Origin of the sequence: Amycolatopsis coloradensis (assembly GCF_037997115.1) — a bacterium.
GTDB classification, from domain to species: domain Bacteria; phylum Actinomycetota; class Actinomycetes; order Mycobacteriales; family Pseudonocardiaceae; genus Amycolatopsis; species Amycolatopsis coloradensis_A.
On record NZ_CP150484.1, the window covers coordinates 4,065,450 to 4,088,832 of the forward strand.

At 70.3% G+C, this 23,383-nt stretch carries 29 protein-coding genes and 1 riboswitch; of the genes, 9 read left to right on the forward strand and 20 right to left on the reverse strand.

The window, feature by feature from the left end:
• Positions 1-201 precede the first annotated feature (201 nt).
• The 4 genes from LCL61_RS18955 to LCL61_RS18970 are packed head-to-tail and all read right to left on the reverse strand — an operon-like array spanning position 202 to position 4,817.
• On the reverse strand, positions 202-1,590 hold the full coding sequence (locus tag LCL61_RS18955; protein WP_340688064.1) for an ABC transporter ATP-binding protein: 1,389 nt from the start codon (positions 1,588-1,590) through the stop codon (positions 202-204).
• Positions 1,587-2,372 (reverse strand): ABC transporter permease, encoded by a 786-nt coding sequence (locus LCL61_RS18960; RefSeq protein WP_340688065.1) that lies wholly within the window; start codon positions 2,370-2,372, stop codon positions 1,587-1,589. The genes LCL61_RS18955 and LCL61_RS18960 overlap by 4 nt, the downstream gene beginning before the upstream one ends.
• Positions 2,366-3,307: an ABC transporter permease gene (locus LCL61_RS18965; protein WP_340688066.1), complete on the reverse strand. Its 942-nt coding sequence runs from the start codon at positions 3,305-3,307 to the stop codon at positions 2,366-2,368. Before LCL61_RS18965 ends, LCL61_RS18960 begins: the two co-directional genes overlap by 7 nt.
• A 1-nt stretch (position 3,308) precedes the next feature.
• Complete coding sequence (locus tag LCL61_RS18970) at positions 3,309-4,817, reverse strand: ABC transporter substrate-binding protein (protein ID WP_340688067.1); 1,509 nt, start codon at positions 4,815-4,817, stop codon at positions 3,309-3,311.
• 80 nt (positions 4,818-4,897) lie between these two features.
• A riboswitch (cobalamin riboswitch) is annotated at positions 4,898-5,049 on the reverse strand.
• A 38-nt stretch (positions 5,050-5,087) separates the two neighbouring features.
• Here LCL61_RS18970 and LCL61_RS18975 point away from each other — a divergent pair.
• Positions 5,088-5,831, forward strand: a complete 744-nt coding sequence (locus tag LCL61_RS18975) for a class I SAM-dependent methyltransferase (RefSeq protein ID WP_340688068.1) — start codon at positions 5,088-5,090, stop codon at positions 5,829-5,831.
• A 19-nt stretch (positions 5,832-5,850) separates the two neighbouring features.
• Here the strand turns inward: LCL61_RS18975 and LCL61_RS18980 are convergent, their stop codons facing one another.
• Entirely contained in the window at positions 5,851-6,486 is a 636-nt protein-coding gene (locus tag LCL61_RS18980; protein ID WP_340688069.1) for a TMEM175 family protein, read from the reverse strand.
• Positions 6,487-6,505: 19 nt separating this feature from the next.
• On the reverse strand, positions 6,506-7,030 hold the full coding sequence (locus LCL61_RS18985; protein WP_340688070.1) for a DUF6790 family protein: 525 nt from the start codon (positions 7,028-7,030) through the stop codon (positions 6,506-6,508).
• Positions 7,031-7,086: 56 nt separating this feature from the next.
• Between LCL61_RS18985 and LCL61_RS18990 the strand changes: the two genes are divergently transcribed.
• From LCL61_RS18990 to LCL61_RS19000, 3 genes are all read left to right on the forward strand, one after another.
• Positions 7,087-7,506, forward strand: coding sequence for a MarR family winged helix-turn-helix transcriptional regulator (locus LCL61_RS18990; protein ID WP_340688071.1), 420 nt, complete (start codon positions 7,087-7,089; stop codon positions 7,504-7,506).
• Positions 7,507-7,767: 261 nt separating this feature from the next.
• Positions 7,768-8,748 (forward strand): GlxA family transcriptional regulator, encoded by a 981-nt coding sequence (locus LCL61_RS18995; protein WP_340688623.1) that lies wholly within the window; start codon positions 7,768-7,770, stop codon positions 8,746-8,748.
• A gap of 19 nt (positions 8,749-8,767) precedes the next feature.
• On the forward strand, positions 8,768-9,511 hold the full coding sequence (locus LCL61_RS19000) for a DJ-1/PfpI family protein (protein WP_340688072.1): 744 nt from the start codon (positions 8,768-8,770) through the stop codon (positions 9,509-9,511).
• A 298-nt stretch (positions 9,512-9,809) separates the two neighbouring features.
• Here the strand turns inward: LCL61_RS19000 and LCL61_RS19005 are convergent, their stop codons facing one another.
• The 6 genes from LCL61_RS19005 to LCL61_RS19030 form a co-directional block, all read right to left on the reverse strand.
• Positions 9,810-11,024 (reverse strand): PP2C family protein-serine/threonine phosphatase, encoded by a 1,215-nt coding sequence (locus LCL61_RS19005; RefSeq protein ID WP_340688073.1) that lies wholly within the window; start codon positions 11,022-11,024, stop codon positions 9,810-9,812.
• Positions 11,024-12,034 (reverse strand): SpoIIE family protein phosphatase, encoded by a 1,011-nt coding sequence (locus LCL61_RS19010; protein WP_340688074.1) that lies wholly within the window; start codon positions 12,032-12,034, stop codon positions 11,024-11,026. The genes LCL61_RS19005 and LCL61_RS19010 overlap by 1 nt, the downstream gene beginning before the upstream one ends.
• Positions 12,031-12,468, reverse strand: coding sequence for an anti-sigma regulatory factor (locus LCL61_RS19015; protein WP_340688075.1), 438 nt, complete (start codon positions 12,466-12,468; stop codon positions 12,031-12,033). Before LCL61_RS19015 ends, LCL61_RS19010 begins: the two co-directional genes overlap by 4 nt.
• Positions 12,458-12,844 (reverse strand): STAS domain-containing protein, encoded by a 387-nt coding sequence (locus tag LCL61_RS19020; protein ID WP_340688076.1) that lies wholly within the window; start codon positions 12,842-12,844, stop codon positions 12,458-12,460. Before LCL61_RS19020 ends, LCL61_RS19015 begins: the two co-directional genes overlap by 11 nt.
• A complete protein-coding gene (locus LCL61_RS19025; protein ID WP_340688077.1) occupies positions 12,841-13,710 on the reverse strand; it encodes an STAS domain-containing protein in 870 nt (289 codons plus the stop codon). Before LCL61_RS19025 ends, LCL61_RS19020 begins: the two co-directional genes overlap by 4 nt.
• A gap of 97 nt (positions 13,711-13,807) precedes the next feature.
• Positions 13,808-14,284, reverse strand: coding sequence for a MarR family transcriptional regulator (locus tag LCL61_RS19030; RefSeq protein WP_340688078.1), 477 nt, complete (start codon positions 14,282-14,284; stop codon positions 13,808-13,810).
• A 135-nt stretch (positions 14,285-14,419) separates the two neighbouring features.
• Between LCL61_RS19030 and LCL61_RS19035 the strand changes: the two genes are divergently transcribed.
• Positions 14,420-15,625, forward strand: coding sequence for a PP2C family protein-serine/threonine phosphatase (locus LCL61_RS19035; RefSeq protein ID WP_340688079.1), 1,206 nt, complete (start codon positions 14,420-14,422; stop codon positions 15,623-15,625).
• A 10-nt stretch (positions 15,626-15,635) separates the two neighbouring features.
• Here LCL61_RS19035 and LCL61_RS19040 read toward each other — a convergent pair whose 3' ends face one another.
• The 4 genes from LCL61_RS19040 to LCL61_RS19055 all read right to left on the reverse strand — a co-directional run bounded on the left by LCL61_RS19040 (position 15,636) and on the right by LCL61_RS19055 (position 17,682).
• On the reverse strand, positions 15,636-16,130 hold the full coding sequence (locus tag LCL61_RS19040) for an ATP-binding protein (RefSeq protein WP_340688080.1): 495 nt from the start codon (positions 16,128-16,130) through the stop codon (positions 15,636-15,638).
• A 231-nt stretch (positions 16,131-16,361) separates the two neighbouring features.
• Positions 16,362-16,643, reverse strand: a complete 282-nt coding sequence (locus LCL61_RS19045; RefSeq protein ID WP_340688081.1) for a hypothetical protein — start codon at positions 16,641-16,643, stop codon at positions 16,362-16,364.
• 87 nt (positions 16,644-16,730) lie between these two features.
• A complete protein-coding gene (locus LCL61_RS19050; RefSeq protein WP_340688082.1) occupies positions 16,731-17,210 on the reverse strand; it encodes a hypothetical protein in 480 nt (159 codons plus the stop codon).
• 37 nt (positions 17,211-17,247) lie between these two features.
• A complete protein-coding gene (locus LCL61_RS19055; RefSeq protein ID WP_340688083.1) occupies positions 17,248-17,682 on the reverse strand; it encodes a DUF2243 domain-containing protein in 435 nt (144 codons plus the stop codon).
• A gap of 320 nt (positions 17,683-18,002) precedes the next feature.
• Between LCL61_RS19055 and LCL61_RS19060 the strand changes: the two genes are divergently transcribed.
• From LCL61_RS19060 to LCL61_RS19075, 4 genes are read left to right on the forward strand one after another with little or no spacing between them, the layout of a single operon-like run.
• Entirely contained in the window at positions 18,003-18,335 is a 333-nt protein-coding gene (locus tag LCL61_RS19060) for a PadR family transcriptional regulator (protein ID WP_340688084.1), read from the forward strand.
• Positions 18,332-19,144 (forward strand): ATP-binding cassette domain-containing protein, encoded by an 813-nt coding sequence (locus tag LCL61_RS19065; protein WP_340688085.1) that lies wholly within the window; start codon positions 18,332-18,334, stop codon positions 19,142-19,144. Before LCL61_RS19060 ends, LCL61_RS19065 begins: the two co-directional genes overlap by 4 nt.
• Positions 19,141-19,833: a hypothetical protein gene (locus tag LCL61_RS19070; RefSeq protein ID WP_125681845.1), complete on the forward strand. Its 693-nt coding sequence runs from the start codon at positions 19,141-19,143 to the stop codon at positions 19,831-19,833. Before LCL61_RS19065 ends, LCL61_RS19070 begins: the two co-directional genes overlap by 4 nt.
• Positions 19,834-19,846: 13 nt before the next feature.
• Entirely contained in the window at positions 19,847-20,152 is a 306-nt protein-coding gene (locus LCL61_RS19075) for a hypothetical protein (protein WP_340688086.1), read from the forward strand.
• 3 nt (positions 20,153-20,155) lie between these two features.
• Here the strand turns inward: LCL61_RS19075 and catC are convergent, their stop codons facing one another.
• Genes catC through LCL61_RS19095 form a run of 4 tightly spaced genes read right to left on the reverse strand, consistent with a single transcriptional unit; the run spans position 20,156 to position 23,336 of the window.
• The gene (catC, locus tag LCL61_RS19080) at positions 20,156-20,437 is read right to left on the reverse strand and encodes a muconolactone Delta-isomerase (RefSeq protein WP_340688087.1); all 282 of its coding nucleotides are present in this window, start codon (positions 20,435-20,437) and stop codon (positions 20,156-20,158) included.
• A 24-nt stretch (positions 20,438-20,461) separates the two neighbouring features.
• The gene (catA, locus tag LCL61_RS19085; RefSeq protein ID WP_340688088.1) at positions 20,462-21,313 is read right to left on the reverse strand and encodes a catechol 1,2-dioxygenase; all 852 of its coding nucleotides are present in this window, start codon (positions 21,311-21,313) and stop codon (positions 20,462-20,464) included.
• A gap of 26 nt (positions 21,314-21,339) precedes the next feature.
• On the reverse strand, positions 21,340-22,443 hold the full coding sequence (locus LCL61_RS19090; RefSeq protein ID WP_340688089.1) for a mandelate racemase/muconate lactonizing enzyme family protein: 1,104 nt from the start codon (positions 22,441-22,443) through the stop codon (positions 21,340-21,342).
• The gene (locus LCL61_RS19095; RefSeq protein ID WP_340688090.1) at positions 22,443-23,336 is read right to left on the reverse strand and encodes a LysR substrate-binding domain-containing protein; all 894 of its coding nucleotides are present in this window, start codon (positions 23,334-23,336) and stop codon (positions 22,443-22,445) included. Before LCL61_RS19095 ends, LCL61_RS19090 begins: the two co-directional genes overlap by 1 nt.
• Positions 23,337-23,383 lie beyond the last annotated feature (47 nt).

The following is a 23,383-nucleotide window of genomic DNA, read 5'->3' on the forward strand; positions in this document are numbered from 1 at the left end:
AGAGCCTGCGCTTTGTGTCCATAAAGGACAATTCTGGCGGCTTGGGGCCAGAGGTGGCGTGTTGCGAAAGCCACTTTCGCAACGTCGGGGGCGGACCATCGGGCCCAGCTTGAGGGAACGCGCGTCGAAGCACACGAACCGGACGACAAAAAGAAGCACGCCCCGAAACTGTCCCTAATGGACAGTCGAGTGCCTCCATGGTCACCTCGGTGACTCAGGCGTCGCCCTCATCGTGATCGTGAGCGGAGCCGAGGCGTCGTCATGGCTGATCATGAGCAGCGCGGTGCCGTGCCGATTCGCAGCGGCGGCGAGAACGTCCAGCAGTCGCGTGCGGTTGGCCGCGTCGAGCGCCGAGGTCACTTCGTCGCAGATCAGCACCTTGGGGTGGGCGAGGAGCGCGCGGGCCACGGCGCAACGCTGGAGCTGGCCACCGGAGAGCAGGCCGGGACGCCGGTCGGCCGCGTCGATACCGAGGGAGCGCAGGGTCTCCATCGCTTCGAGCCGGGCGTCCGCGCGGCTGAGGCCGCGAAGGAGACGGGCGGTGTCGGCCACCTGGTCGAGCACGTCGCGGAATTCGTCGAAGGACGCGCGGCTGTCCTGGTGGACGTATTGGACCGCGCGCAGGTGCGCGCGAGTGCGACGACGGGCGAGGCGGGGGAGCCGGACGCCGTCGATTTCGATCGTGCCCGCGCTCGGTGGGGTCAATCCGGCGAGCGCGCGGGCGAGGGTCGTCTTGCCCGCGCCCGACGTGCCGGCGAGCGTGGTCCGGCTGCCCGCCGCCAGTTCCAGGTCGAAGTCCTCGACGAGCGTCGTCCGCCCGGCGCGCACGGTGAGCCCGCGAACGACGAGCACCGGCGAGGACGGCGACGAGGGTGGCGGGCCATCGATGCGAACGGGTCCGGGGACCGTCGGGGACGGCACCAAGCGGTGGTCGCGGAGTTCGGCGACGTCGCCTGCCAGGGCACGGGCCAGCGTGAGGTCGTGGGTCAGGATCAGCAACGCCGTCCCGGCCTGGGAGAGCTCCGCGAGCCGGGCGGTGAGCACGGCCCTGTTCGCCGCGTCGAGACCACTGGTCGGCTCGTCGAGGACCAGCACCCGTGGCCGGTTCACGAGAGTGGTGGCGAGGGCCATGCGCTGCTGCTGCCCGCCGGACAGCTGGTGCGGGAATCGGCGCCACAACGTCTGTTCGAGTCCCGATTCCGCCAGCGCGGTGCGGGCCGCCGCCAGGCGCGCGGCACGGCCGCGGTGGCGGAGGGCGGCGAGTTCGGCCAGCACCGGACCGCAGCGGCGGACCGGGTCCAGTACCGCCGACGGCTGCTGCGGCAGGTGGCCGACGACGCCGGCCCGGGCCCGTCGCAGTTCGGAAGCGGTTCGGCCCAGCAGCGGGGACCCCGCCAGCATCACCGACCCGGACAGCGTGATCCCCGGGCGGGCCTGTCCGGTCGCGGCGAGACCCAGGGTGGTCTTTCCCGTGCCGGACGCGCCGAGCACGACGAGTACCCGGCCCGGTTCGAGGGACAGTGAGACGTCGTCGAGCAGAACGGTCTCGCCGGCGCGGGCGGACAGGCCGGCGATCTCCAGGACGGTCACGGGATCACCCGCCGGACGGCGAGCAGCCGGTCGGTGACGAGGTTCGTGCCGACGCACAACGCCATCAGCAGCGCGGCGGGAACGAGGACGACCGCGGGCGAGGTGTAGAGGGCTTCGCTGTTGCGTTCGATGACCACGGCCCAGTCCGGGGAATCGGCGGGCAGGCCGAGTCCGAGGAAGTTCGCCGACGCCAGCAGGTAGAGCACCACGCCGAGCCGTGTGCCGGCGTCGGTCGCGACGGGGCCGGCGAGGTGCCGGGCGACGTACCCGAGCTGGACGCGCCACCACGGTTGTCCTTGCAGGGTGAGGGCTTCCACGGCTGTGCGGCAGCCAGGCGCCAAGGCCGCGGCCCGCACCACGCGGGTGATCGCGGGCAACTGGAGTACGGCGACGACGGGAATGAGCACGCCGGGCCCACGGTGCCCGGTCGCGGCGAGCACCATGAGCACCAGCAGCGACGGGAAGGCCAGTACGAGATCGAGGGACCGCATCACGGCCTCGTCGGCCAGCCGTCCCCGCCCGGCCGCGACGAGACCGAGCGGCACCCCGATCAGGTAGGCGAGCCCGAGTGCGGCGGCCGTCATGCCGATCACGGGGAACCCGCCCGCGAGGATCACCGTGAGCGCGTCGCGGCCGAGGACGTCGGTGCCGAGCGGATGAGCGGCGTCCGGTGCCTGCCACGGCGCGCCGACGGACTCCACGGGGCCCGCGATCACCGGCCCGGCCATCGCGAGCACCAGCGGCACCGCGAGGAGGGACCACCCGAACGTCCGCTTCACCATTTCGCGGGCTCCCGCTGCGGCGTGAGCCGATGCGCCACGAGGTCGGCGACCAGGTTCCCGAGCACGACCACGACGGCGAACGTCAGCACGTATCCCTGCACCTGCGGGACGTCCCGGTTCTGCACGGCTTCGACGAAACCCGTGCCGAGACCGGTGAACGCGAACAGGGATTCGACGATCACCGTGCCGGTCAGCAGCCCTTCGACGGCGCGGGCGAGTTGCTGCACGGCGGGAGCCGCGGCGGCGGGCAGGAGATGCCGCAGCACCACGGTGCGTTCGGGCAGGCCGAGCAGGCGCAGATGCCCGGCCACCTGGCCCCGGGTCTGCTCGGCGATCCCGATCCGGAGCTGCCGGGCGACATCGCACAGCTGCCGGGCGACCAGCACGATCACCGGCAGCACGAGCACTTCGGGGCGTGCGGCCGGCTCGGTTCCGGCCGCGGTCGCCGGGAGCAAACCGGTGTAGACGGCGAATCCGGCGACCAGCAGCAGACCGAGGACGAACTCGGGAATCGCGTGCAGGAACAGCGTGACCGAGGTGAGCACCCGGTCGATCCTCGATCCTTCGCGCAGCCCACAGGTCACCCCGATGCCCAGCGCGAGCGGTACGAGCACGAGCAGGGTCACCCCGGCGAGCAGGGCGGTGGCGGCGAAGCGGCGGGCGATCTCCTCGGTCACCGGGGCGCCGGTCACGAGCGACCGGCCGAGATCACCGGTGAGCAGCCCGGAAAACCAGTGCCCGAACCGGTCGAGGATCGGCTGGTCGAGGCCGAGCCGGTGGCGCACGGTCGCCACCTGCTCGTCGGTGGCCTGCTCGCCGAGCACGACCGACGCCGCGTCGCCGGGGAGCAGCGCGGTCACGGCGAACGTCGCGACCAGCACGAACATCGCCTGCAGAACGGCGAAGCCCAGCCGCCGGGCGGCGTAACCAGGCACGTCAGGACAGCCGGGCGCGGTCGAACCTCGCCCAGTCGAAGGTGTTCGGCGGCGCGGACACCAATCCGGACACCCGCTTCGACACGCCGATCGTCCAGGTGCTGAACCCCCAGGCGAGCAGACCTCCGGATTCGTGCACGATCCGCTGGGCGTCACCGAACAGCGCCAGCCGGGCACTCTCGTCCGGGGTGGCCGCGGCCCGGTCCATGAGGGCGTCGAACTCCGGCGAGGCGAAACCGTTGACGTTGTTCGAACCGCCGGTCCGGAAGCGCTGATTGAGGAACGTCGGCACCGGCAGGGTCGCCGTACGGGTGAGCGCGGCGACCCCCTTGGTCTTGATCTCGCTGAAATAGGTGCTCGACGCGCGCGTGTTCGGTGTGACCTTCAGCCCGATTTCCCCGAGCTGCTGGGAAATCAGGGTGGCCGCGGTGGCGAAGCCCGGATCGACGTCGCTGGTTTCGACGGCGAAGGCCAGCCCCTCCGCGCCCGACTCGCGGACGAGCGAGCGGGCCGCCTCGACATCGCGGCCGCGCTGGGGGATGCCGGTGGCGTACCCGCGGAGTCCTTTGCCGAACAGGTCGTTGCCGATCTCGCCGCGTCCGGCCAGTGCGACGCGGTTCAGCGCTTCTCTGTCCACTCCGGACAGTACGGCGCGCATCAGCCTCGGATCCGCGAACGGCGGCCGCGTCACGCGCAGCATCATGCCCTGCATCGTCGTTCCCTTGGCTTCGAGCAACGAGACACGCCCGTCACCGGCCAAGCGGGCCGCGGTACCGGCCGCGAGATCGTGGGCGTAGTCGACCTGCCCGGACAGCAAGGCGTTGACGCGTGCGGCTTCCTCGTTGACCGGTACGAATTCCAGCTCGTCGATGCCCGGCGCGCCGTCCCAATGGGACTCGTTCTTGCGGAACACCGCCGGCCCGCCGGGGGTGAACGAGACGAAACGGAACGGACCGGAGCCGACCGGTGCCGTGAAATCCGTCGTCCCGGCGGGCACGATCTCCGCGCCGGGAGCGCCCCAGCCCGACGGGAACTCGAAGTCGGGAGCCGTCAGTGTCAGCTCGATTTCGGCAGGGGACACCGCTTTGCTGCGGCCGAAGTCCACCTTCGCGAAGTACTGCCGTGACGAAGACGCCAGTGCGGGATCGGCGATCCGCCGGAAGGTGTAGAGCACGTCGTCCGCCGTGACCGGACGGCCGTCGTGGAAGGCCGCCCGCCGCAGCCGGATCCGCCAGCGTGTGCCGGAATCGTCGCTTTCCCAGGACTCGGCCAGCCGCGGCCGCAACGAGGTGTCGGCGTTGTAGGCGACCAGCGTGTCGAAGAGCGCCTTGGCCCGCGCTTGGTCGACGAAAAGGGAGACCTGAGACGGGTCCAGGGTCTCCTTCGAGCCGCCCGCGGCGAACGCGACCCTCAACCGGCCGGTATCCGCCGGTGCGGTCCCGCACGCGGCCAGCGGCGTGAGAGCGGCCAGGGCGAGCAGCCGCCGGCGGGTGAGCGGATGGCGCGTCATAGGAACCTCCGGGACATCGAGCACTGTCCCGGGCGCGCGGCCGCACGTGAACGGGACCCCGCTCCGTACTCCACGACAGTTGGGGCTGGCGGTACCCGGCGGGCAGTCCGGCTCACGGCGCTGAGACGTCTTCCCAGGCCGTTCACGGTTGCGGGTCAGCGCCGGATTCACACCGGCTTCCCCCGACGGGCACCTTCTTGCGTTGTGGCGCCCACGGTAACCCATGCCAGGGGTGTGCTACACAGGATCAAGATCACGAAGGGGAGGCCGGTGGACGAGAAGCTCGCGGCGGACTGGGTGCGCCGGTGGGACATCCAGCAGGAACGCTACGTCGCGGACCGCGAAGAACGCTTCGCCGTGCTGATCGACGTCGTCGAGCACGTATGCCGTGACGTCGCCGAGCCGCTGGTGCTGGACCTCGGATGCGGCCCGGGATCGCTGGCCACGAGGCTCGCCGGGCGGCTGCCGCGCGCACGGGTCATCGGCGTCGACAACGACCCGTTCCTGCTCGCCCTCGCCCGGGCCACCCGGCCGCGGCAGGCGGACATCGAGTACCTCCAGGCCGACCTCGCCGAGAGTGGCTGGCTGAAATGGGGGCCGGTCGACGCCGCCGTCTCGACGACCGCGTTGCACTGGCTGCGTCCCGAGCGGCTCGCCGACGTCTACCGTGACCTCGCCGGAGCGCTGAGGGAGGGCGGAGCGCTCGTCAACGGCGACCACCTCTACGACGAACAACCCGGTATCCGCGACCTCGCCGAGGTGGTCAAGAACCGGCGGGCGGTCCGTGCCGGGGTCGGCGCCAACGAGGAATGGAAGGCCTGGTGGGAGGCGGTCGCCGCCGATCCCGCGCTGCGGGGGCGGTTCACGGCCGACGAGTTGCGCGGCATCTCGACCGGCTACGGCAACCGGCTGAGCCCGCAGGAACACACCAGGCTGCTCCGGGAAGCGGGCTTCGCCGAAGTGGCGCCGGTGTGGCAGTCCGGCGACGACTACGTCCTGACGGCGCTGCGCTGACCCGGTCCGGTCAGGCCGCTCAGGTGCCGGACGACCTGCGGTCCTGGACGCGGCGGGCGACGGCGAGCGTGACAGGCGCCGCGAGCCAGCACAGGTAGGCGACGGCGTCGTCCGTCAGGAACGAGACGGGCACGGAGATCCCGAACACCGCGGCCAAGCAGACGCTGCGCGTCAGGCTCTGGGCGAACACCCGGGGCGGTCCGTCGGTCACGTACAGGTGTTCGCGCCGGATCTCCCTGATGATCAGCGCGAACGACGCGGAGGCCAGGACCTGAACCATCGCGTACAGGCTGAACCGGAGAGGGAACGCTCCCTCGGCGGTGATGACCCGCGTCGCGAACGGCATCAGGACCTGCATGAACAGCCAGAGCAGGGTGAGACTGATCAGGCGGCCGCTCAGCGAGCGGACGTAGGGGAAGATCTCGTGGTGCGCGCGCCAGTGGGCGGAGATCACCGCGAAGCCGAGCGCGAAGGCGAAGTATTCCTTGCCGTGGTCCGAGATCGAGCTCAGCATGGCGCCGGTGGTGTCGCCGTGGGGGATCGGGAGATCCAGCGCCAGCAAGGTGAGCGCGATCGCGATCACCGCGTCGACGAAGATGCTGAGCCGCTCGGCGGCGGCCTTTCCGGTCGCTTGGTCGGTCTGTGTAGTCGTCATGAGGACAGCTCCCGCGGGCTCAGGCGACGAGTTCCGCGGCGGGCCGCGGGACGGTCGCGAGCCGCCGGGATCGCACGGCAAGGATGATCATGACCGCCGGGATCAGGATGTCGTTGACGAGGACTCCGCCGGTGTTGCCGGGGGAGTGGTCACCGTTGGCGAACCACTGGTAAACGTGGCCGATCGCGGCTCCCCAGAGGAACATCCCGCCGCCGATGCCGATGGTGACGCGTTCGCGCGCGGACGCCGAGGCGGCCCGGAAGCCCATCACGGCCAGCGCGAGGTTCGCGAAGGCGATCTCGAACATGAACGGCGTCCGGTCGAAGCCGATCGCGGTGGCCATGACCTCCGGGAAGGCGAGAAAGGCGACCGTCATCCACAGGCTGCCGCAGCCGAAGGCGCCGATGGCCCACCAGCGCTGCCAGATTTCGAGTCGTTCCCGAGATGACGTCGCGTGGCGGGCACGGAGGAAGGCTCCGACGGCGGGCACGACGATCCAGACCATCGGGAAGGCGGATTGGGCGAGGTAAGCGAAGGTGTCCACGAGTTCAGTCTTACCTGGTTAATATTAACCCGTCAACACTCTGGTATGGTGAGGTCGTGGACGACGGACTCGCGGACTTGCTGCACCGGGTGGTCATGCTGATGGGCGAAGCGGCCCGGCGGCGCGCTGACGACCCCGATGGTTTGACTTACAGCCAGATACGGCTTCTGGGCACGCTCGAGGACATCGAGCCGACGACGCAGCACCGGCTCGCCCAGGCGCTGTCGGTCTCCGATCCGGCGATCAGCCGGGCCCTGCGACCACTCGAAGCGGACGGGCTGGTGCGGATCACCGTAGACCCCGAACACGCGCGGCGCCGGCTGGTCCGGATCACCGATCGCGGCCGGAAAGCCTTCCATGCCACGGGAAAGCCACTTTGTGACGAGTTGCGTGAAGGGCTCATCGCGGCCGGTTTTCCTTACGAGCGCTATCTCCGGGACACTCTCCGGCTGGCCGAAATCCTCGCGGCCGACTGAGCCCTACCTGTCTTTTCGAGCACCGTCGGTGTCTCCGCGGAGCGGCACCGTGGCCGCCACGACGATGTCCCGCGTCGCCACCCACTGTCCACTGTGGTCACTGAACGGCGCCGACGACTTCCACGACGTGCCTTCCGGCACAGGGACGGCCCGCCCGGGGCGGTGCGATTCCGGCAGAGAAGGCGGTTCAGGAGAACGCGCCGTCCGAGTCCGTCGCCGGAACAGGGGTCCGGCGGGTAGATTCTCCTTGTGGGGACTGGAATGGGCTCGGTGCGCCGCGTGGTGATCGTCGCCTTCGACGACGCACAGATACTCGATGTCGCCTGTCCCAGCGGGGCGATGGAGATCGCGAACTCACACGGTGCCGCGCCGCCCTACGCCGTCGAACTGGCCACGGTGCACGGGCGGACGACGCGGAGTTCGTCGGGGATCCTGCTCGCCGGTGTCCGGCGGCTGGCCGAAGTGTCGGGGCGGATGGACACGATGCTCGTGGTCGGCGGCGCGGGAACGGAGGCGGCCGCCAAGGACGAGCGGCTGCTGACGCAGGTGCGGCGGCTGGCCGGGCGAAGCAGGCGGGTCGCCTCGGTGTGCACGGGGACGTTCGTGCTGGCGGCCGCCGGGTTGCTCGACGACCGGCGGGTCACCACGCATTGGGGCTATAGCGAGCTGCTCGCCGCGACTTTTCCCGCCGTGACAGTGGATCCCGCCCCGCTCTACATCCGTGACGGGAACGTCTTCACCTCGGCCGGGGTGATCAGCGCGCTGGATCTCACGCTCGCGCTGATCGAGGACGACCACGGCCCGACATTGGCCCGCGAGGTCGCCCGTGAACTGGTGACCTATCTGCACCGCCCGGCCGACCAGGCCCAGATCAGCACGTTCCTGGCCGCTCCGCCGCCGAGCAACCGGGTCGTACTGGATCTGCTGGGATACATCGCCGCGCATCTCACCGAGGATTTGAGCCCACCGGCGCTGGCGGCGCGTGCCGGGGTCACCACCCGGCATCTCACCCGCTTGTTCACCGCCCATCTGGGCAGCACCCCGGCCCGGACCGTGCGGATGGCGAGGACCGAGGCGGCGGCCCATCTGGTGCGGTCCACCGCGCTGCCGCTCTCCGCGGTCGCCCGGCAATGCGGGTTCGCCTCGGCGGAAACCCTGCGCACGGCGTTCCGCCACCAGTACGGGCTGTCCGGGGACAAGCTTCGCAGGATGCCGGACATGCCACGCCCGATCGTCCGTTGACCGCCCCAGAATTCGCGGTATGAACAGTGCGAAGACCACGCGCAGGACGGTATTGGCCGGCGCCGCGGCGGCCGCGGCGTTCGGCCTCGGCACCGGTACGGCCCAGGCGGAGACCTCGGGATCGAAGATCGGCATCCTGCTCTACGACGGTTTCAGCCTCCTGGATCCGACCGGCCCCGCCGAGGTGCTGTCCCGGCTTCCCGGCGCCACGGTGACGATGATCGCCGAGCACCGCGGCCCGGTGCGCACCGACACCCGGGATGTCGCGGTGGTGGCGGAACGTTCGGTGGCCGAGGTGGACCGCCTGGACGTGCTGCTGGTCCCGGGCGCGGGCAACCGCGGCACGGTCGCTGCCATGGAGAACCCGGTCCTGCTCGAGTGGATCCGGCGCATCCACCGGCACACGACCTGGACCACGTCGGTGTGCACGGGAAGCTTGATCCTCGGCGCGGCAGGGCTGCTTCGCGACCGGGCCACCACGTACTGGGCCTCGGCGGACTACCTGGAGAAGACCTTCGGTGTGCGCTACGTGGCCGACCGGTACGTCCAGGTCGGCAAGGTCGTCACCGCGGCGGGGGTGTCCGCCGGGATCGATCTCGCGCTCCATCTCGCGTCCTTGCTGGCCGGGGAGCGGATCGCCCGCGGTATCCAGCTCGCCGTCGAATACGACCCGCGACCGCCGTTCGACTCGGGTGACGCCGCGAAGGCGAGCCCGGAGCTCAAGACGCTCGCCCTGAAACTGCTCGCCGAATCGCAGGAGTAGCCCGCGGCGCGTCGGCCCACGAACAGGCAGAGTCGGGACCGCAGGAAATCAGGCTGTCAACGGTGATCGGACCGGTCAGGGGACGGCGGGAATCGGAGCCGGCGTCTACGCCAAGTTCAACTGGCTCTCGCTCTTCCAATGCCCGTACACCACTTGCCCGCCGACGAGGTGGCGGCCATCTGCCAGTTCCCGGTATGGAAGAGTCCCCGGGACGGGAACCGGGTTCTTCTCCTCAGCCATCAGAACAATCACGTGGGCTTCGCGGATATCGGTGACGTCGTCGCGCAGAACGGGACGTTCACTCCGCCTGCCTGCTGAGGCTCCCCCCGGGAAGTGGCCGTCGGACGGCGAGGACGACGGTGTCGTCGGCGTGCAGGACGACGTCGTGCATCCGGCCGGCCAGTTCCCGGGGAAGCTCGGTGATGGGGAGGGTGGCGTACGCGGGGGCGAGATCCAGGAGCCGGTCTTGGCCTTCGAGATAGTCCTTGCGGCTTTCGACGAGGCCGTCGGTGTAGAGGAGCAGGGTGTCCCCGTGGTCGAGGGTGTGGTGGCGGAGTTCGGGGCTGCCGGGATCGGGGAAGCCGATCCCGCGGCCGACGACCGGGGAGCGCAGCAGCCGCGCTCGACCGTCCACAGTGGCCAGCACGGGAGCGGGGTGGCTGCCGTTGGCGAGGGTCAGTTCGCCGGTCGCGGGGTCGATCCTGGCGAGGATCACGGTCGCCATGAGGTCGGGCTCGATCGTGGCGAGGGTGCGCGCGGTACGGGCGATGAGGTCGCGGAAGGGGTGGCCTTCCAGCGCGAGGGTGCGGATCGCGTGGGTGACGGTGAGGGCATGGCGGGTAGAGGTGACACCGTGCCCGACTGCGTCGACGAGGGTGATGTGCAGCTGACCGCCGGGAAGGACGAACCAGTCGTAGAGGTCGCCGCCGGTGGGGGAGTCCTGGTCGGTCGGCGAGTAGTGGACGGCCAGTTCGAGCCCCGGCACGGCGGGCGGGCCGGGCCGTAGCGCGTCTTCGAGTTCGCGGAAGATGACGGAATGCGCGCGGCGGAGTTGTTCGTCGCGCTGTTCGAGTTCGATGTACATGGCCAGCACGCCGCTGTTGGTTTCGGCGAGTTCGTGTTTGAGCTCCCGCTGTTCCTGCGCGAGCGCGTCGGCGCGGGCGATGAGCGCGAGGGTTTCCTCGTCGGTGGCCTGGTCGTCGCCGGCCGGGACGGGATGCCGGACGGCTCCCGTGGGGAGGTGCCAGGTGAGGCTCGTGCCGTCTTCGGCGTAGGGCAGCAGCGGGAGGGTGTTGCGCCGCGGTCGTTCGACCGGGTGGGGGAGCCGGACGGTGACCGCGAGGAGACCGTCGGTGGTGGTGGTTTCGAGCGTGACTTCCGTGCCCGTGCCGAAGGCCGGTTCGGCGAGCAGCGTCGCGGCCATGACGAGACGGGCGCGGTCTTCGACGGGGACGCCGGCTACGGCGCAGGCGGCGCGGAGGCGGCGGCGGAGCCGGGCGAGGTGTGGATGCATCAGTCGAGCTGGTCCGGGTGGAGGGCGATCATGGCGGCGTCGTCGCGGGGGTTGCGGTGACGGTGGGAGAGATCGGCGGCGAGGAGCAGCGCGTTCGACGGCTGCGTCGCGTTCGCCGGTGTGCGCCAGGTGTGGTCGACGCCGTCGGTGTGCAGTACGACGAGGTCGCCGGCGGTGAGCGCGGTGTGCCGGACTTGAGCGGCGGGCAGGGCGTAGCCGACGACACCGGGGATGCTGAGCAGCAGTCGCGACCGGCCGTCCGCGCTGATCGTCGTGCCGCTGACGTTGCCGACTCCGCAGAATTCGAGCCTGCCCGCCGCGATCCGGGCGAGCGCGACGGCGGCGCCGCGGGTGGTGCGCAGGGCGCGGTGCATGGTCGCCAGCTGATGGGGGAACGGGCGGTCGGGGTTCTGGCGGAACACGCGGATCGCCGCGTCGGCGGCTTCGGCGGCGTCGGGCCCGTGCCCGAGGCCGTCGACGACGACCGCGGCCCAGCCGCCGGTCAGTTCGGCGAGGGCGATGGCGTCACCGCAGTGGTCTTCCCCATCGCGGGGGAGGCAGAAATGCCCGACCGCGGCGGCGGGTCCGGCCGGTGTCCCGGGGAGGAGGATCCGGGCCGCGGCGAGGGTGCCGGACCGGGGCGCCGAGCGGATCCGGAAGACGGTGGCCATCCTGCCGACCGCGCCGAGGCCGGTGCCGAGCGTGCCGGTGGTGGTGTTGCCGTCGAGCAGCCAATGTCCGACGTCGGCCATCCCCGGGCCGTCGTCGGCGGCGAGGACGTCGATGCCGAGCCCGATCGCGGGCGGCTGCACGACGATCGAACCGTTGATCGCGTGCCGGTCGAGGTTCCCCGCCAGCTCGGAGGTCACGACGGCCGCGCGTTCGGTGAGTACCGAGGGCAGCCCGCCTGCCCGCCCGGTCTCACGGGCGGTCCGTGCGGCGGCGTAGACGGCGCTGGCGTGGTCGACGCGCAGGTGGCGCGAGGGCGGGGGAACCACGATGCCGGTCATGGCTTCCAGCGCGTGATCGTGATGGTCGTGCCGCGGCCGGGGGCGGTGTCGATGGTGAATTCGTCGACGAGGCGGCGTGTGCCGCCGAGGCCGTGCCCGAGCCCGGCGCCGGTGCTGAAGCCGTCGGTCATCGCCTGGTCGACGTCGGCGATGCCGGGCCCGTCGTCCCGGACGCGCAGCCGCAACCCGATCCGGCCGCGGTCGTCGCGGAGCACGGTGATCGTCATGGTTCCGCCGCCACCGTGGATGTAGGCGTTGCGAACCAGTTCGCTGGCCGCGGTGACGATCTTCGTCTGGTCGACGATGGAGAACCCCGCGGCGACCGCGCTGGACCGCACGGCGTGCCGGGCGGTGAGCAGATCCTCTTCGGCGCGGACGGCGTGTTCGAGGGGCGGAACGTCGCGTCCGGGGTCGGTGAGTTCGTCAGGGAGCATGAGGCGCCTCGGCGGGGCGGCGCCAGCCCAGCAGTTCCATCGCCTGTTCCGCGTTGAGCGCGGTCCGGACACCGGTGAGCTGGAGCCCGAGTTCGGACAGCGTGATCGCGACCGCGGGGCGCATCCCGGCGACGATCATCGTGGCGCCGAGCAGGCGTCCGGTGTCGGCGAGCTGCATCAGGACCCGCGCGACGAAGGAGTCGATGATCTCCAGCCGTGAGATGTCGATGATGACGCCGCGGATGCCTTCGTCGGAGATGCGGGTGGTGAGCTCTTCGGTGAACCGCAGGGCGGTCTTGTCGTCCAGGTCGCTGAGCAGGCCGGTGAGCAGGATGTCGCCGAGCCGCAGGATCGGCAGTCCCGCCTCGGCGCTCACTCCGTCACCGCGCCCGCGTGGGTGCCGTCGCCGATGAGCCGCATCGCGGTGGCCAGCGCGTCGGCGAGGGAGCCGCGGGTGACGATATGCGACAGGTCGATGCCCAGCTGGGTGATGGTCTGCGCGATCGACGGCCGGATGCCGCTGACGACGCATTCCGCGCCCATGAGCCGGACCGCGCTGACGGTCTGCAACAGGTGCTGGGCCACCGCGGTGTCGACGGTCGGCACGCCGGTGATGTCGATGATCGCGACCCGGGCTTCGTGGGTCTGGATCGCCTCGAGGAGGTTGTTCATCACGACCTGCGTGCGCGCGCTGTCGAGGGTGCCGATCAGCGGCACCGCCAGCACGTGGCGCCACAGCCGTACGACCGGGGTGGACAGTTCGAGCATCTGGTTGTGCTGCTGGCGAATGATCTGTTCGCGCCCGGTGGCGTAGACCGCGAAGGTCAGCATGCCGGCGCTGTCGAGCAGTTCGCTGACCAGCAGCGCCGCCCGGTAGCGCAGTTCCGCGTCGTCGGTGTGCCGCTCGACGGCGACCAGCATCATGCGTTTGAGCGACAGGATCGCCATGGCGGTGGCCGACGGTTCGGCGCCCGCGCGGGCCCGGCGCTCCGACAGCGAAGTCAGCGCGTCACGGACCGCGCCGTCCCGCGCCACGATCCGGTCGGCGGGCATCGTCGTGCCCAGTGCGGCACGCAGCGCTTCCAGCAGTTCGGCGGCCTCGCGGCGGAGATCCTGCTCGGTGTGCGCCACGGCGGGCGGCTCGAGCTGCCGATGGACCCATTCGCCCACCAGCGTGGCGTGGTCGTCGTCGAGGGCCCGCGTCAGCAGCTCCCGAACGGGGGCATCGTCCGTCCCCAGCACCGTTGTCCTCCTGCGGTTTGGGGCGCGCTCTGCTGTGCGCCGGTGAACTATTGTCGTATGACAACAGTTGAGAGGGTACCCCCGCAACAGCGGGGCCTCACGGCGCCCCGCGGCCGACCTCGTCCCCGGTGCCGGCGGCGTGGTATTCCCGCAGTCCGGCGGCCAGCGCGGCCCTCCCGGCGGGGGTCATCTTCTCGAGTACCGCCTCGACGTTCTCCCGCCGCCGGGCGCGGATCTCCCGCAGGTACCCGCGCCCGCGCTCGCTCAACCGCAACATGAGTTCGCGGCGGCTGCGGGTGCTCGGCAGGCGTTCGAGGAAACCGACCGCTTCGAGCCGGTCGCAGAGACGGCTCACCAGTGGCGGGGTCGAGCCGAGCAACTCGGCCAGGGTGCGCAGGTTCAGCCCGTCGTGGTGGTCCAGGGCGATCACCGCGCGTAGCTGGGCGGTGGACAGCGGCCGCGGGGAGACGTCCTGCATCCGCTCGACCACGAGCTCGACGAGGCCGGGCAGGTCGTACACCGCAGCCGTCCCGTCCGGGGTTGGCTGCTCGCGGGACCGATCCACGGTGTCCACTCTGGCATCCTTATGCTCGTTCCTGCAGCACAGCTCACGCGAATCGCCGTAGACCGGCACGCCGGGGCGGCGCAGACTCAACAGACTCAACGTGTGCCTGCCCGGTGCGCGATCCGGTGAGCGGGAGGCGGGGCGTTGGACAGATCCCTGGCGGTGGAGCGTCTTTTGCGGGGCGTCCCTCCTCACGACCTGCCCGCCGCCCTGCGCTCGGCGCTTTCCGAGCATTTCGGGGCGCGGGCGGTCGAGCTCCTGATGGCCGATTACGCCCTCACCGAGCTGTGCCGGGTGAGCACGCTGCCCTACACGTCGGACCCGATCCCGGTCGAGGGCACGACGCCGGGGGCGGCCTTCGTCACGCAGGCCGCCACGTTCGACCACGACGGCGCGAGCGTGACCGGGTACCTGCCGGTCAGCGTCCGCGGTGACCGGCTCGGGATCCTCGCGGTGACCCTGCCCGAGGAGCCGGAACCACCGGTGTGGGCCGAACTCGAGCGGTTCGCCGAAGCGCTGGCGCACGAACTGTTCGTCGCCGACCGCGACACCGATCTCTACATCCAGGCCCGGCGTTCCTCCCGGCTGACGCTGGCCGCGGAGATGCAATGGCAGCTCCTGCCCGGCCGGGCCTGCACGCGCGCCGAATTCGCGCTGGGCGGCCAGCTCGAACCCGCGTACGCCATCTACGGCGACTGCTTCGATTGGTCCGCCTCCGCTCACAAACTCGCCGTCACGCTCATCAACGGCATGGGGGAGGGCAGCGAAGCCGCGCTGCTGACCAATCTCGCCGTCAACGCGCTGCGCAACGCCCGCCGCGCCGGAGTCGCCCTCGACGCCCAGGCCGAACTCGCCGACCAGGCGCTCTACGCGCACTATCGCGGCGCGCAGCACGTCTCGGCGTTGCTGCTGGAGTTCGACCTCGCCACCGGAACGGCCGACGTCGTCGACGCGGGATCGCCGCGCTTGTGGCGGCTGCGGGACGGAAAAGCCGAGCAGGTCCACTTCGACGACCAGCTGCCGCTCGGCACGTTCGAGGACACGCTCTACACCGCCCAGCGATTCCAGGCCGTCGACGGGGACCGGTTCGTGTTCGTCAGTGACGGCGTCTACGACGCGGCCGGGCCGCACGGTGAACGCTACGGGGAACGCGAACTCGCCGAGGCGGTCGTCGCGACCGCCGATCTGCCCGCCGCCCACGTCCCGGGCTCCGTGCTGAGGGAACTCACCACCCGCCGCCACGGCGAGCAGGCCGAGGACGACGCGATGGTGGTCTGCCTCGACTGGTTCGGGCCGACTCCGCTTTCGGGCCCGGGTCCGAGTCACGCCGTCTCGGTGGGGACGCGCTAGGGCGGTCCGGTCAGGAGGCCGTGTTCTGGCGGAGCGCGGCAGGCCGCCACACCATGGCCACCCGCGTGCCGTGCGCACCGGTGTCGATGGTCATCTGGTCGGTGACCTCGTCGATCAGGCTCAGGCCACGGCCACCGGAAGCGGGCTTGTCCGTACGCGACCGCGCCGCGGGGATGCCGTCCCCCGTATCGGTCACCGTGACCGTGATCGCGTCACCCGCCCAGTCGGCATAAAGGCGGACCCAGCCTCGCCTGCCGGGGTAGGCGTGCACCGCCGTGTTGGCCATCGCCTCGTACGTGGCGATGGTGATGTCGTACTTGCTGTTCGCGTCGATGGGCAACGCGTCCAGCCAGTCCCTCAGTTTCCGGCGGAGCAGGGCGGCTTCGCCTGCCTGTGCCGGAACGAGCTCCTCGAAAGCCGACCTCACGGCGGTGTCGATCGGTGCGCCCAGGACGGCTCCGGACCCCGTATCAGCCACGTCGGCGTCGGAGTCGCTCCTCTCCATGCTCGGGTCTGGAGTATGTCGATACACGATCTACTCCTTCCTCGTCGACCGCGCCCCATGGCCGCCGGCGTCATGGCACTGAATACCCACGATGTCCATTTCCTATTCGCGAAGTGTGTCAAGAGGTCTCGTCGGTGGAGAGCAGATCGTGCTCGTCGACGGCGGACCGGGCAAGGGTCTTGCAGCCGTTGTCGTCGAACAAGATCGTCAGCCGGTCCCGGTCCACCGACATCACCACACCTCGCCCCATTCGGCGTGCCGGACGGCGGTGTCGACGGCGAATTCACCGGCGCCAGCCGGAGATGGCCGGGCCGGAAATCGTGGCCCCACGCGGAACGCAATGAGCTTCGTCACGACGAGCAGCGAGAGGCCCGACTCGGCCACATTTTCTTTGGCCGGCTGTTCGGGGAAGAGGAACAGGTATTCCGCCTCGCTGTCCTCGATGCCGTCCATCTGGTCGTTCTGCAGGGCGACCAGCGGGGAGACGACGAGTGTGGCGCCGTCCAGCGCCACGGTCGGCACCTGGCGACTCCGCACGCCTGTCTGTCACCAGCCGGTGGTACCCCCGCTCCGCACGGAAAACGTGGCCGGCGTGCGACCTCAGCCTTGGAGGACCTCGGTTCCCGCCCGGACGCGGTGTGGCTCGAGAAGGGCGCGCTGTTCCCCGGCCCGCTCGATCAGCCGCGCGAAGTCGACGCCGGGCAGGCGCGAGCGCAGTCCCGCGAGGCGGTCCAGCGTTTCCCACAACTGCTTCTTGCCCTCGATACCCATGATCAGGAATTCGAGTTCTTCGAAGCGGCTCAACGGGGAATAGCTCCTCAGCCGTCCGTTGGGCTTGAGCCGACCGGCGCGCTCCGCCAGCGCGGTCAGCGTGCTCTTGACGGGATTCCGCCGGATTCCCAGTTCGCGCATGATGTCCCGGAAGGTCTCGACGTCTTCGGCGATGCCCGACGCGACGCGGGTCAGCGCCTCACCCACTTCGGTGCCCTGATTCGCCTTCCGGGACCGGCGAGCCAGTTCCCGCCAGGCGACGCCCATCGCGAGCTGGTCGTTGAGGTAGATGCTCAGGAATCTGTCCATGCCGCCGGGTACCCCGCGCCCACGGTCCGAACCCGGCTCAGTCGCGCGCGGGCGAGGGAGCCGATCGGGAAAGCAGTACACCGATCACCACCAGGAAGACGCCGAGCAGCAGGAAACCGAGGTCGTACGCCAGCTGGCCGGGACCGGCGCGGACGTGGTGCACGCCGAGGATCAGATGGTCGACGGTGCCCTCGACGAGGTTGAACACGCCCCAGCCGACCGCCAGCCCACCCCAGAGCCTCCGGGGAGCCAGGCGATCACCCCGGTTCAGCAGCACCACACCGAGGACCACGAAGATCAAGCACAGCAGGTGGAAAAATCCGTCACCCACCATGTTGAGCTGCAGATTCGCGGGGGTGACCGGGGGATACCAGCTCGAGAGCAGGTGATGCCAGCCCAGGATCTGATGGGCGAAGATACCGTCGACGAAGCCGCCGAGACCCAGCCCCAGCAGTACTGCCGCCCGGTTCACGACGACGCTCGTTCCGGCCGTTTTCCTCGCAGACGGTGGCGTGGTTCGGGGATGGATCCCATGATTTCGAGGTCTATCTCCGCGGCGACGGCGGCGACTTCTGGCATGCCGCCGCATACCCGGGCTTGGTGCCGCGCAAACGAAACCACGGCCTCGCCTCGCGGCCGAACTCGCGTGATCGGAGACGGATCTCGCGTGACTGGAGGCGCAACTCGCTCCACCCCGTGTCATCCGTCCCGAGACACGCGAGATCCGGCTCCGAGCACAGAGACAGGACTAGCTTGTAGTGCTATCTAGGTAGGACTGCTACATTGCTCGGCGTGGATCAGGACCGGCGAGGCCAGTGGCTGAGGGGGGTGCTGGCGCCGTGCGTGCTGGCGCTGGTCGCCGAGCGCGAGTCCTACGGCTACGAGCTGGCCCAGTCGCTCGACGCCGCCGGGCTGGGCCCCATCCAGGGCGGCACGCTGTATCCGGTGCTGCTGCGGTTGCAGCGGTTCGGCCTGGTCACCGCGAGCTGGCGGGACGGGACGGCCGGGCCCGCGCGCAAGTACTACCGGATCACCGCGGAAGGCCGGGAAACACTGCGGCACGCCACCTCCGACTGGCAGGAGTTCTCCGCCGGGGTGGCCTCGATCTTGCGGGAGGGAAGATGAACCACGACGGATGGCTTTCCGCGCTGACGCACGAACTGCGTCGCCGGGGCGTCGGCGGGGACGCGGCGCGGCAAGTGGTCGCGGAGGCGGCCGTGCATCTGCGGGAAAGCGGCGGAGACCCGATCCGGGTCTTCGGGCCACCCGCCGCGTACGCCTCGGCCGTGGCCGACAGTGTGGGACGTCCCCGGCGTCGGCCGGGCGAAGTGCTGCTGGAAGCCAGGGGCATCACGAAGAAATACGGCAGGCGGACGGTGCTGGACGGTGTCGACCTCGTGGTGCGCTCGGGCGAGATCGCCGCGGTGATCGGGGCGAACGGCTGTGGCAAGAGCACCTTCCTGAGTATCTGCGCCGGGATCATCGCGCCGGACAAGGGCGAGGTCCGCGTGCGCGGCGCACTCGGCTACTGCCCACAGGACGGCGGCACGGCGGATTTCCTCGACGCCGGTGAGCATTTCGTGTTGATCGGCGCAGGCCGCGGGATGGCCCGCGAAGAGTCGGCACGGATCGGCGCCGCCCGTGCCGCGGCGCTGGACTGGACGCCCGGACGTGGCACGCAGGCCCGGCACCTTTCCGGCGGGACCAGGCAGAAACTGAACCTCGTGCTCGCCGGGCTCGGCGACCCGGACGTACTCCTGCTCGACGAGCCCTACCAGGGTTTCGACAAGGGCACCTACCTCGACTTCTGGCATCAGGTCTGGCAATGGCGCGAAGCGGGCAAGGCGATCGTGGTGGTGACCCACCTGTTGAACCAGTTGGACCGCGTCGACACCGTCCTCGAACTCTCCCCGGCCAGGAAGGCTGTCGCGTGAAGAAGATCCTGACGGTCGCCGAGATGTCGCTGCGCGAACTGCTGCGGCGCCGGTCGGTCCTGCTGATCCTCCTGCTGCTGCCGCTGGTGTTCTATTTGAGCAGGCGCGGTGACCACCTCGGACAGTCGATCCGGTTCGTCTGCCTCGGCCTCGGCTGGGCGCTGAGCACCGCCGCGCTGTTCGCGGGCAGCGCGAGCCGGGCCATGGAGCCCCGGCTGCGGCTTTCGGGTTACCGCTCCCGCGACCTGTACCTCGGTCGCTTGAGTGCACTGTGGACGGTCGGATTCCTGTTGTCCGCGCCGTACTTCGTGCTGATCCTCGTCGACCAGCACGACGTCCGGTACGGCTCGGTCGCCTTGGTCATGGTGCTGACGGTCGCCGTGTCGGCGCCGTTCGGGCTCTTGCTCAGTGCGGTGCTGCCCAGGGAACTCGAAGGCACGCTCGTGCTGCTGGCGGTCGTCGGCCTGCAGATGATGGCCGATCCGTCGAGCCTGATCGCGCGCCTGCTGCCGTTCTGGTCGAGCCGTGAGATCGGCACCTACGCCATCGACCACACCGACATCGGCTACCTGACCCGAGGTGTCGCGCACGGCGTGGCGGCCTTCGTGCTCCTGCTCGGCACGGTCGCCCTCGCCTCGGGCTTCCGCCTGCGTCGCCGTTCTCACCTCACGTTCGTCGGCGGCCGCTGATATCTTGCAGCCCATGTCAGAGCCCAACTCCACTGAGGACAGCCAAGGCGCCGCTCCACCGCGCCGGACCGGCAAGCGCATCGCCGGCGGCATCTTCCTGATCCTCGCCTCGATCGCGTTGTTCTACGTAGGGGTCGACGCGATCGCCGATCCGGACGCCGTGGTCGCCCGTTCCTCGAAGTCGGCGCGCAGCCCGGACACCGACGCCGAGGCGAAGATCGGCGGCTTCATACTCATCATGTTCGGGATCTCGGTGCTGGGCTTCGGCATCGGGATGATCTTTTCGAAGGGGCCCCTCTTCGCGAAGAGAGCCGACTGATCCTCAGAGACCGACCTTGGACGGGTGTGTCGCCAGCGGCGTGACCGTGATGTCCATGTACGGGAAAAGCGGCAGGCCGGACAGAAGCGTGTGCAGCTCGTCGTGGTCGGCGACGTCGAGGATCGAAAAGTTCGCGTACTCGCCCGCGATCCGCCACAACTGCGGCCACTTTCCTTCACGTTGAAGCTGTTGGCTGTACGCCTTTTCGCGCGTGATGAGGTCGGCACGCTCCGCCGGGCCGAGGTCCGGCGGCAGGCGAACGTCCATGCGCACGTGGTAGAGCATCGGTCACTCCAAAAGAGACACTGATCAGGGACGTTCGGGGTCGAGGACGAAGCCGTACTCGATGGTCTCGCCATCGCCGGACGGGCGCGGGTCGAGCACCAGTTCCGGTTTGACCGCCGAAGCGATGTCGTCGTCGTTGTGCTCGTCGCCGGGGAAGTACAGCTGGGCCGTGAGCAGTTCGTGCCCCGGGGCCGAGACCTTGACGTGCAGATGCGCCGGACGCCACGCGTGCCAGCCCGCCGCGGCGATGAGCTTGCCGCAGGAGCCGTCGGTCGGGATCTGGTACGGCGCCGGGCGCACGGTGTGGATCTCGAACCTGCCATCGGAGTCGGCGGTGAAGCTCGCGCGCAGGTTCCACTCCGGGATGCCCGGCGCGAACTGGGAGTAGAAGCCGTCCGCGTCGGCGTGCCACAGCTCGACCTTCGCCCCGCTCAGCGCCGTGCCGTCGGTGGAGGTGACCTGACCGGTCCAGACGAGCGGCGTACCGGGCTCGTCGTCCCGCATCGGGACCGGACCGCGGGCGCCCTGCTCGGGCGCGCCGGGCACGTAGTAGGGCCCCTCGATGGTGCCCTTGTTGCCCTCGCGGTGCTCGGTGGCGACCTCTTCGACGACGTGCTCCACCCAGACGTCGAGGAACAGCGGCCACTCGCCGTCCTCGCCGACGCCGATCAGCCACGACTTGAGCGCGTTGTACTCGTCGTAGGTGACCTTGTGCTTCCGGATCGTGCCGTGCACGGCTTCCAGCACCTCACGGGCCAGCAGGCTGACCCGCTCCTTCGGCGTTCCGGCGACGCCGGTGAACTTGTCGCTCTTGAACCGTTCGGTCGCGTTGGCACCGGACGCGGCCGCGGTGGCCGTCTGGGAGATGGCGGTCATGAATCCTCCTTGATTCGTGGTGGGCGTCAGTGGTCCTGGCGGTAGTGCCGGAGCTTCCCGGGATCGATTTCGGCACCGAGGCCGGCGCCGGGGCGGACGGTGAGTTCGCCATCGACGACACGCAACGGCTCGGTGAGCAGGTCGTCGCTCATGTCGAGGAAGTTCGAGAGTTCGCCGGGGCGGCGGGACGTCAGCTCGTAGGCCGAGCCGAACGCGACCGTGCACAGGGAACCGAGCTGGCCGTCGATCTGGTTGCCCATCACGACTTCGAGGCCGAGTCCTTCGGCGAGGTGGTGGGTGCGCTGCGAGCGGGTGAAGCCGGTGCGGGCGGTCTTGATGCTGATCGCGGTGGCGGAGCCGCCGAGGATCTCGCGGGTGACGTCGGCCGGGGTCACCGCGGATTCGTCGGCGATGAACGGCACGTCGAGCTGGCGCACGAGCCAGCGCCTGCCGAGGACGTCGTCGGCGGGGCACAGTTCCTCGGCGAAGAGCAGCCCGAGATCGGCCATCTCCCGCATCGCCCGAGCCGATTCGGCGGCGGTCCAGCCGCGGTTGCCGTCGACGTAGAGGTCGACGGCGTCGCCGAAGTGCTCCCGCAGCGCGCGCACGACGGCGGTGTCGAGCGATGCCGGACGACGGCCGACCTTGACCTTGAAGGTGGTGATGCCGTGGGTTTCCCGCATCCGCTCGGCCTCGGCGACCATCGCGGACGGCTCGTCGAAGCCGAGCATGTGGGACACGCGCATGCGGTCGGTGTAGCCGCCGAGCAGCTCGGTGACCGACACGTCGAGGCTGCGGCCGAGCGCGTCCCAGATCGCCATGTCGATGGCGGATTTCGCGGTCGGGTTGCCGACCGTGCGGGCGAGCCGGGTGTGCACCGTTTCGCGGTCGAGCAGGCTGAGGCCGATCACCTGCGGGGCGAACAGGGAGTCGATCACCGCGACGATCCCAGCCTGGGTCTCGCCGTAGGTGAACGGCCGCGGGGGCGCTTCGGCCACGCCGACGACGCCGTTGTCGGCGTGCACCCGCACGAGGACGTGCTCGGCGACGTGCACCTCGCCCGACGCGAATTTCAACGGCTTCCGGTACGGGATGGCGAACGGGATCGCCTCGACTCGCGTGATCTTCATCAGGTGCCCTCGGTGGTGGGAAAGAGGTCCTCGAGCGCGTCGAGGACGGTCGTGACGAGCGGGGACGGGGTTTCGCGGTGCCAGGCCAGAGCCAGCTCCACGGTCGCCGCTCCGGCGAGGTCTCGGAACATGACACCGGCCAAGGGGAGCGCTCGGGCCGAAGCGGGCACCACGCCGACCCCCAGGCCGCCGGCGACCAGCGCCAGCAGGACCGCGGTCCCGGAGGCCTCGTGCAGCTGAGGGGGCGTGAGCCCCGCCTCCCGGCAGCTGCGGGCGACGGCGTCGTACACGACGGAGTTGCGCCGGTCGTAGGTCACGAGCGGTTCGGTCCGCAGCTCCGCCATCGCGACGACGGGTTCGGCGGCCAGCCGGTGGTCGGCGGGGACGGCGAGGACCAGCGGCTCGCGCTCGATCACCCGGAAGGCGATGTCGTCCCCGGTGACCGGCGGGCGGAGCACCCCGATTCCCAGCGTCCCCGTGCGCAGGCGCTCGCACTGCTCGGCGGTCAGGAGATCGGCGCGGATCTCCAGCTCCACGTCCGGCACCCGCTGGGCGAGCGCCCTGGCCAGCCGCGGCAGATGGGAGAACGCCGCGGTACCGGTGAACCCGACCCGGAGCAGGCCGCGTTTGCCCTCGCCGATCCGGCGGACACCGCGTACTCCCCCGTCCAGCCCCGCGAGGACGCGCCGGGCTTCGGCCAGGAAGAACTCGCCTGCCGGTGTCACGCGGACCTGCCGGGTCGTCCGAGCCAGCAGGACGACGCCGAGTTCCTCCTCCAGCTGGCGGATGGTGTGCGAGAGCGCCGGCTGCGCGACGTGCAGCTGCTCGGCCGCCCGGCCGAAGTGACAGGTCTCGGCGACGGTGACGAAGTAGCGCAGGTGACGAAGTTCCATGAGACGCCTCCCTCCGTTGCCTCTGCCGCCGATCCGTTCACGGTACG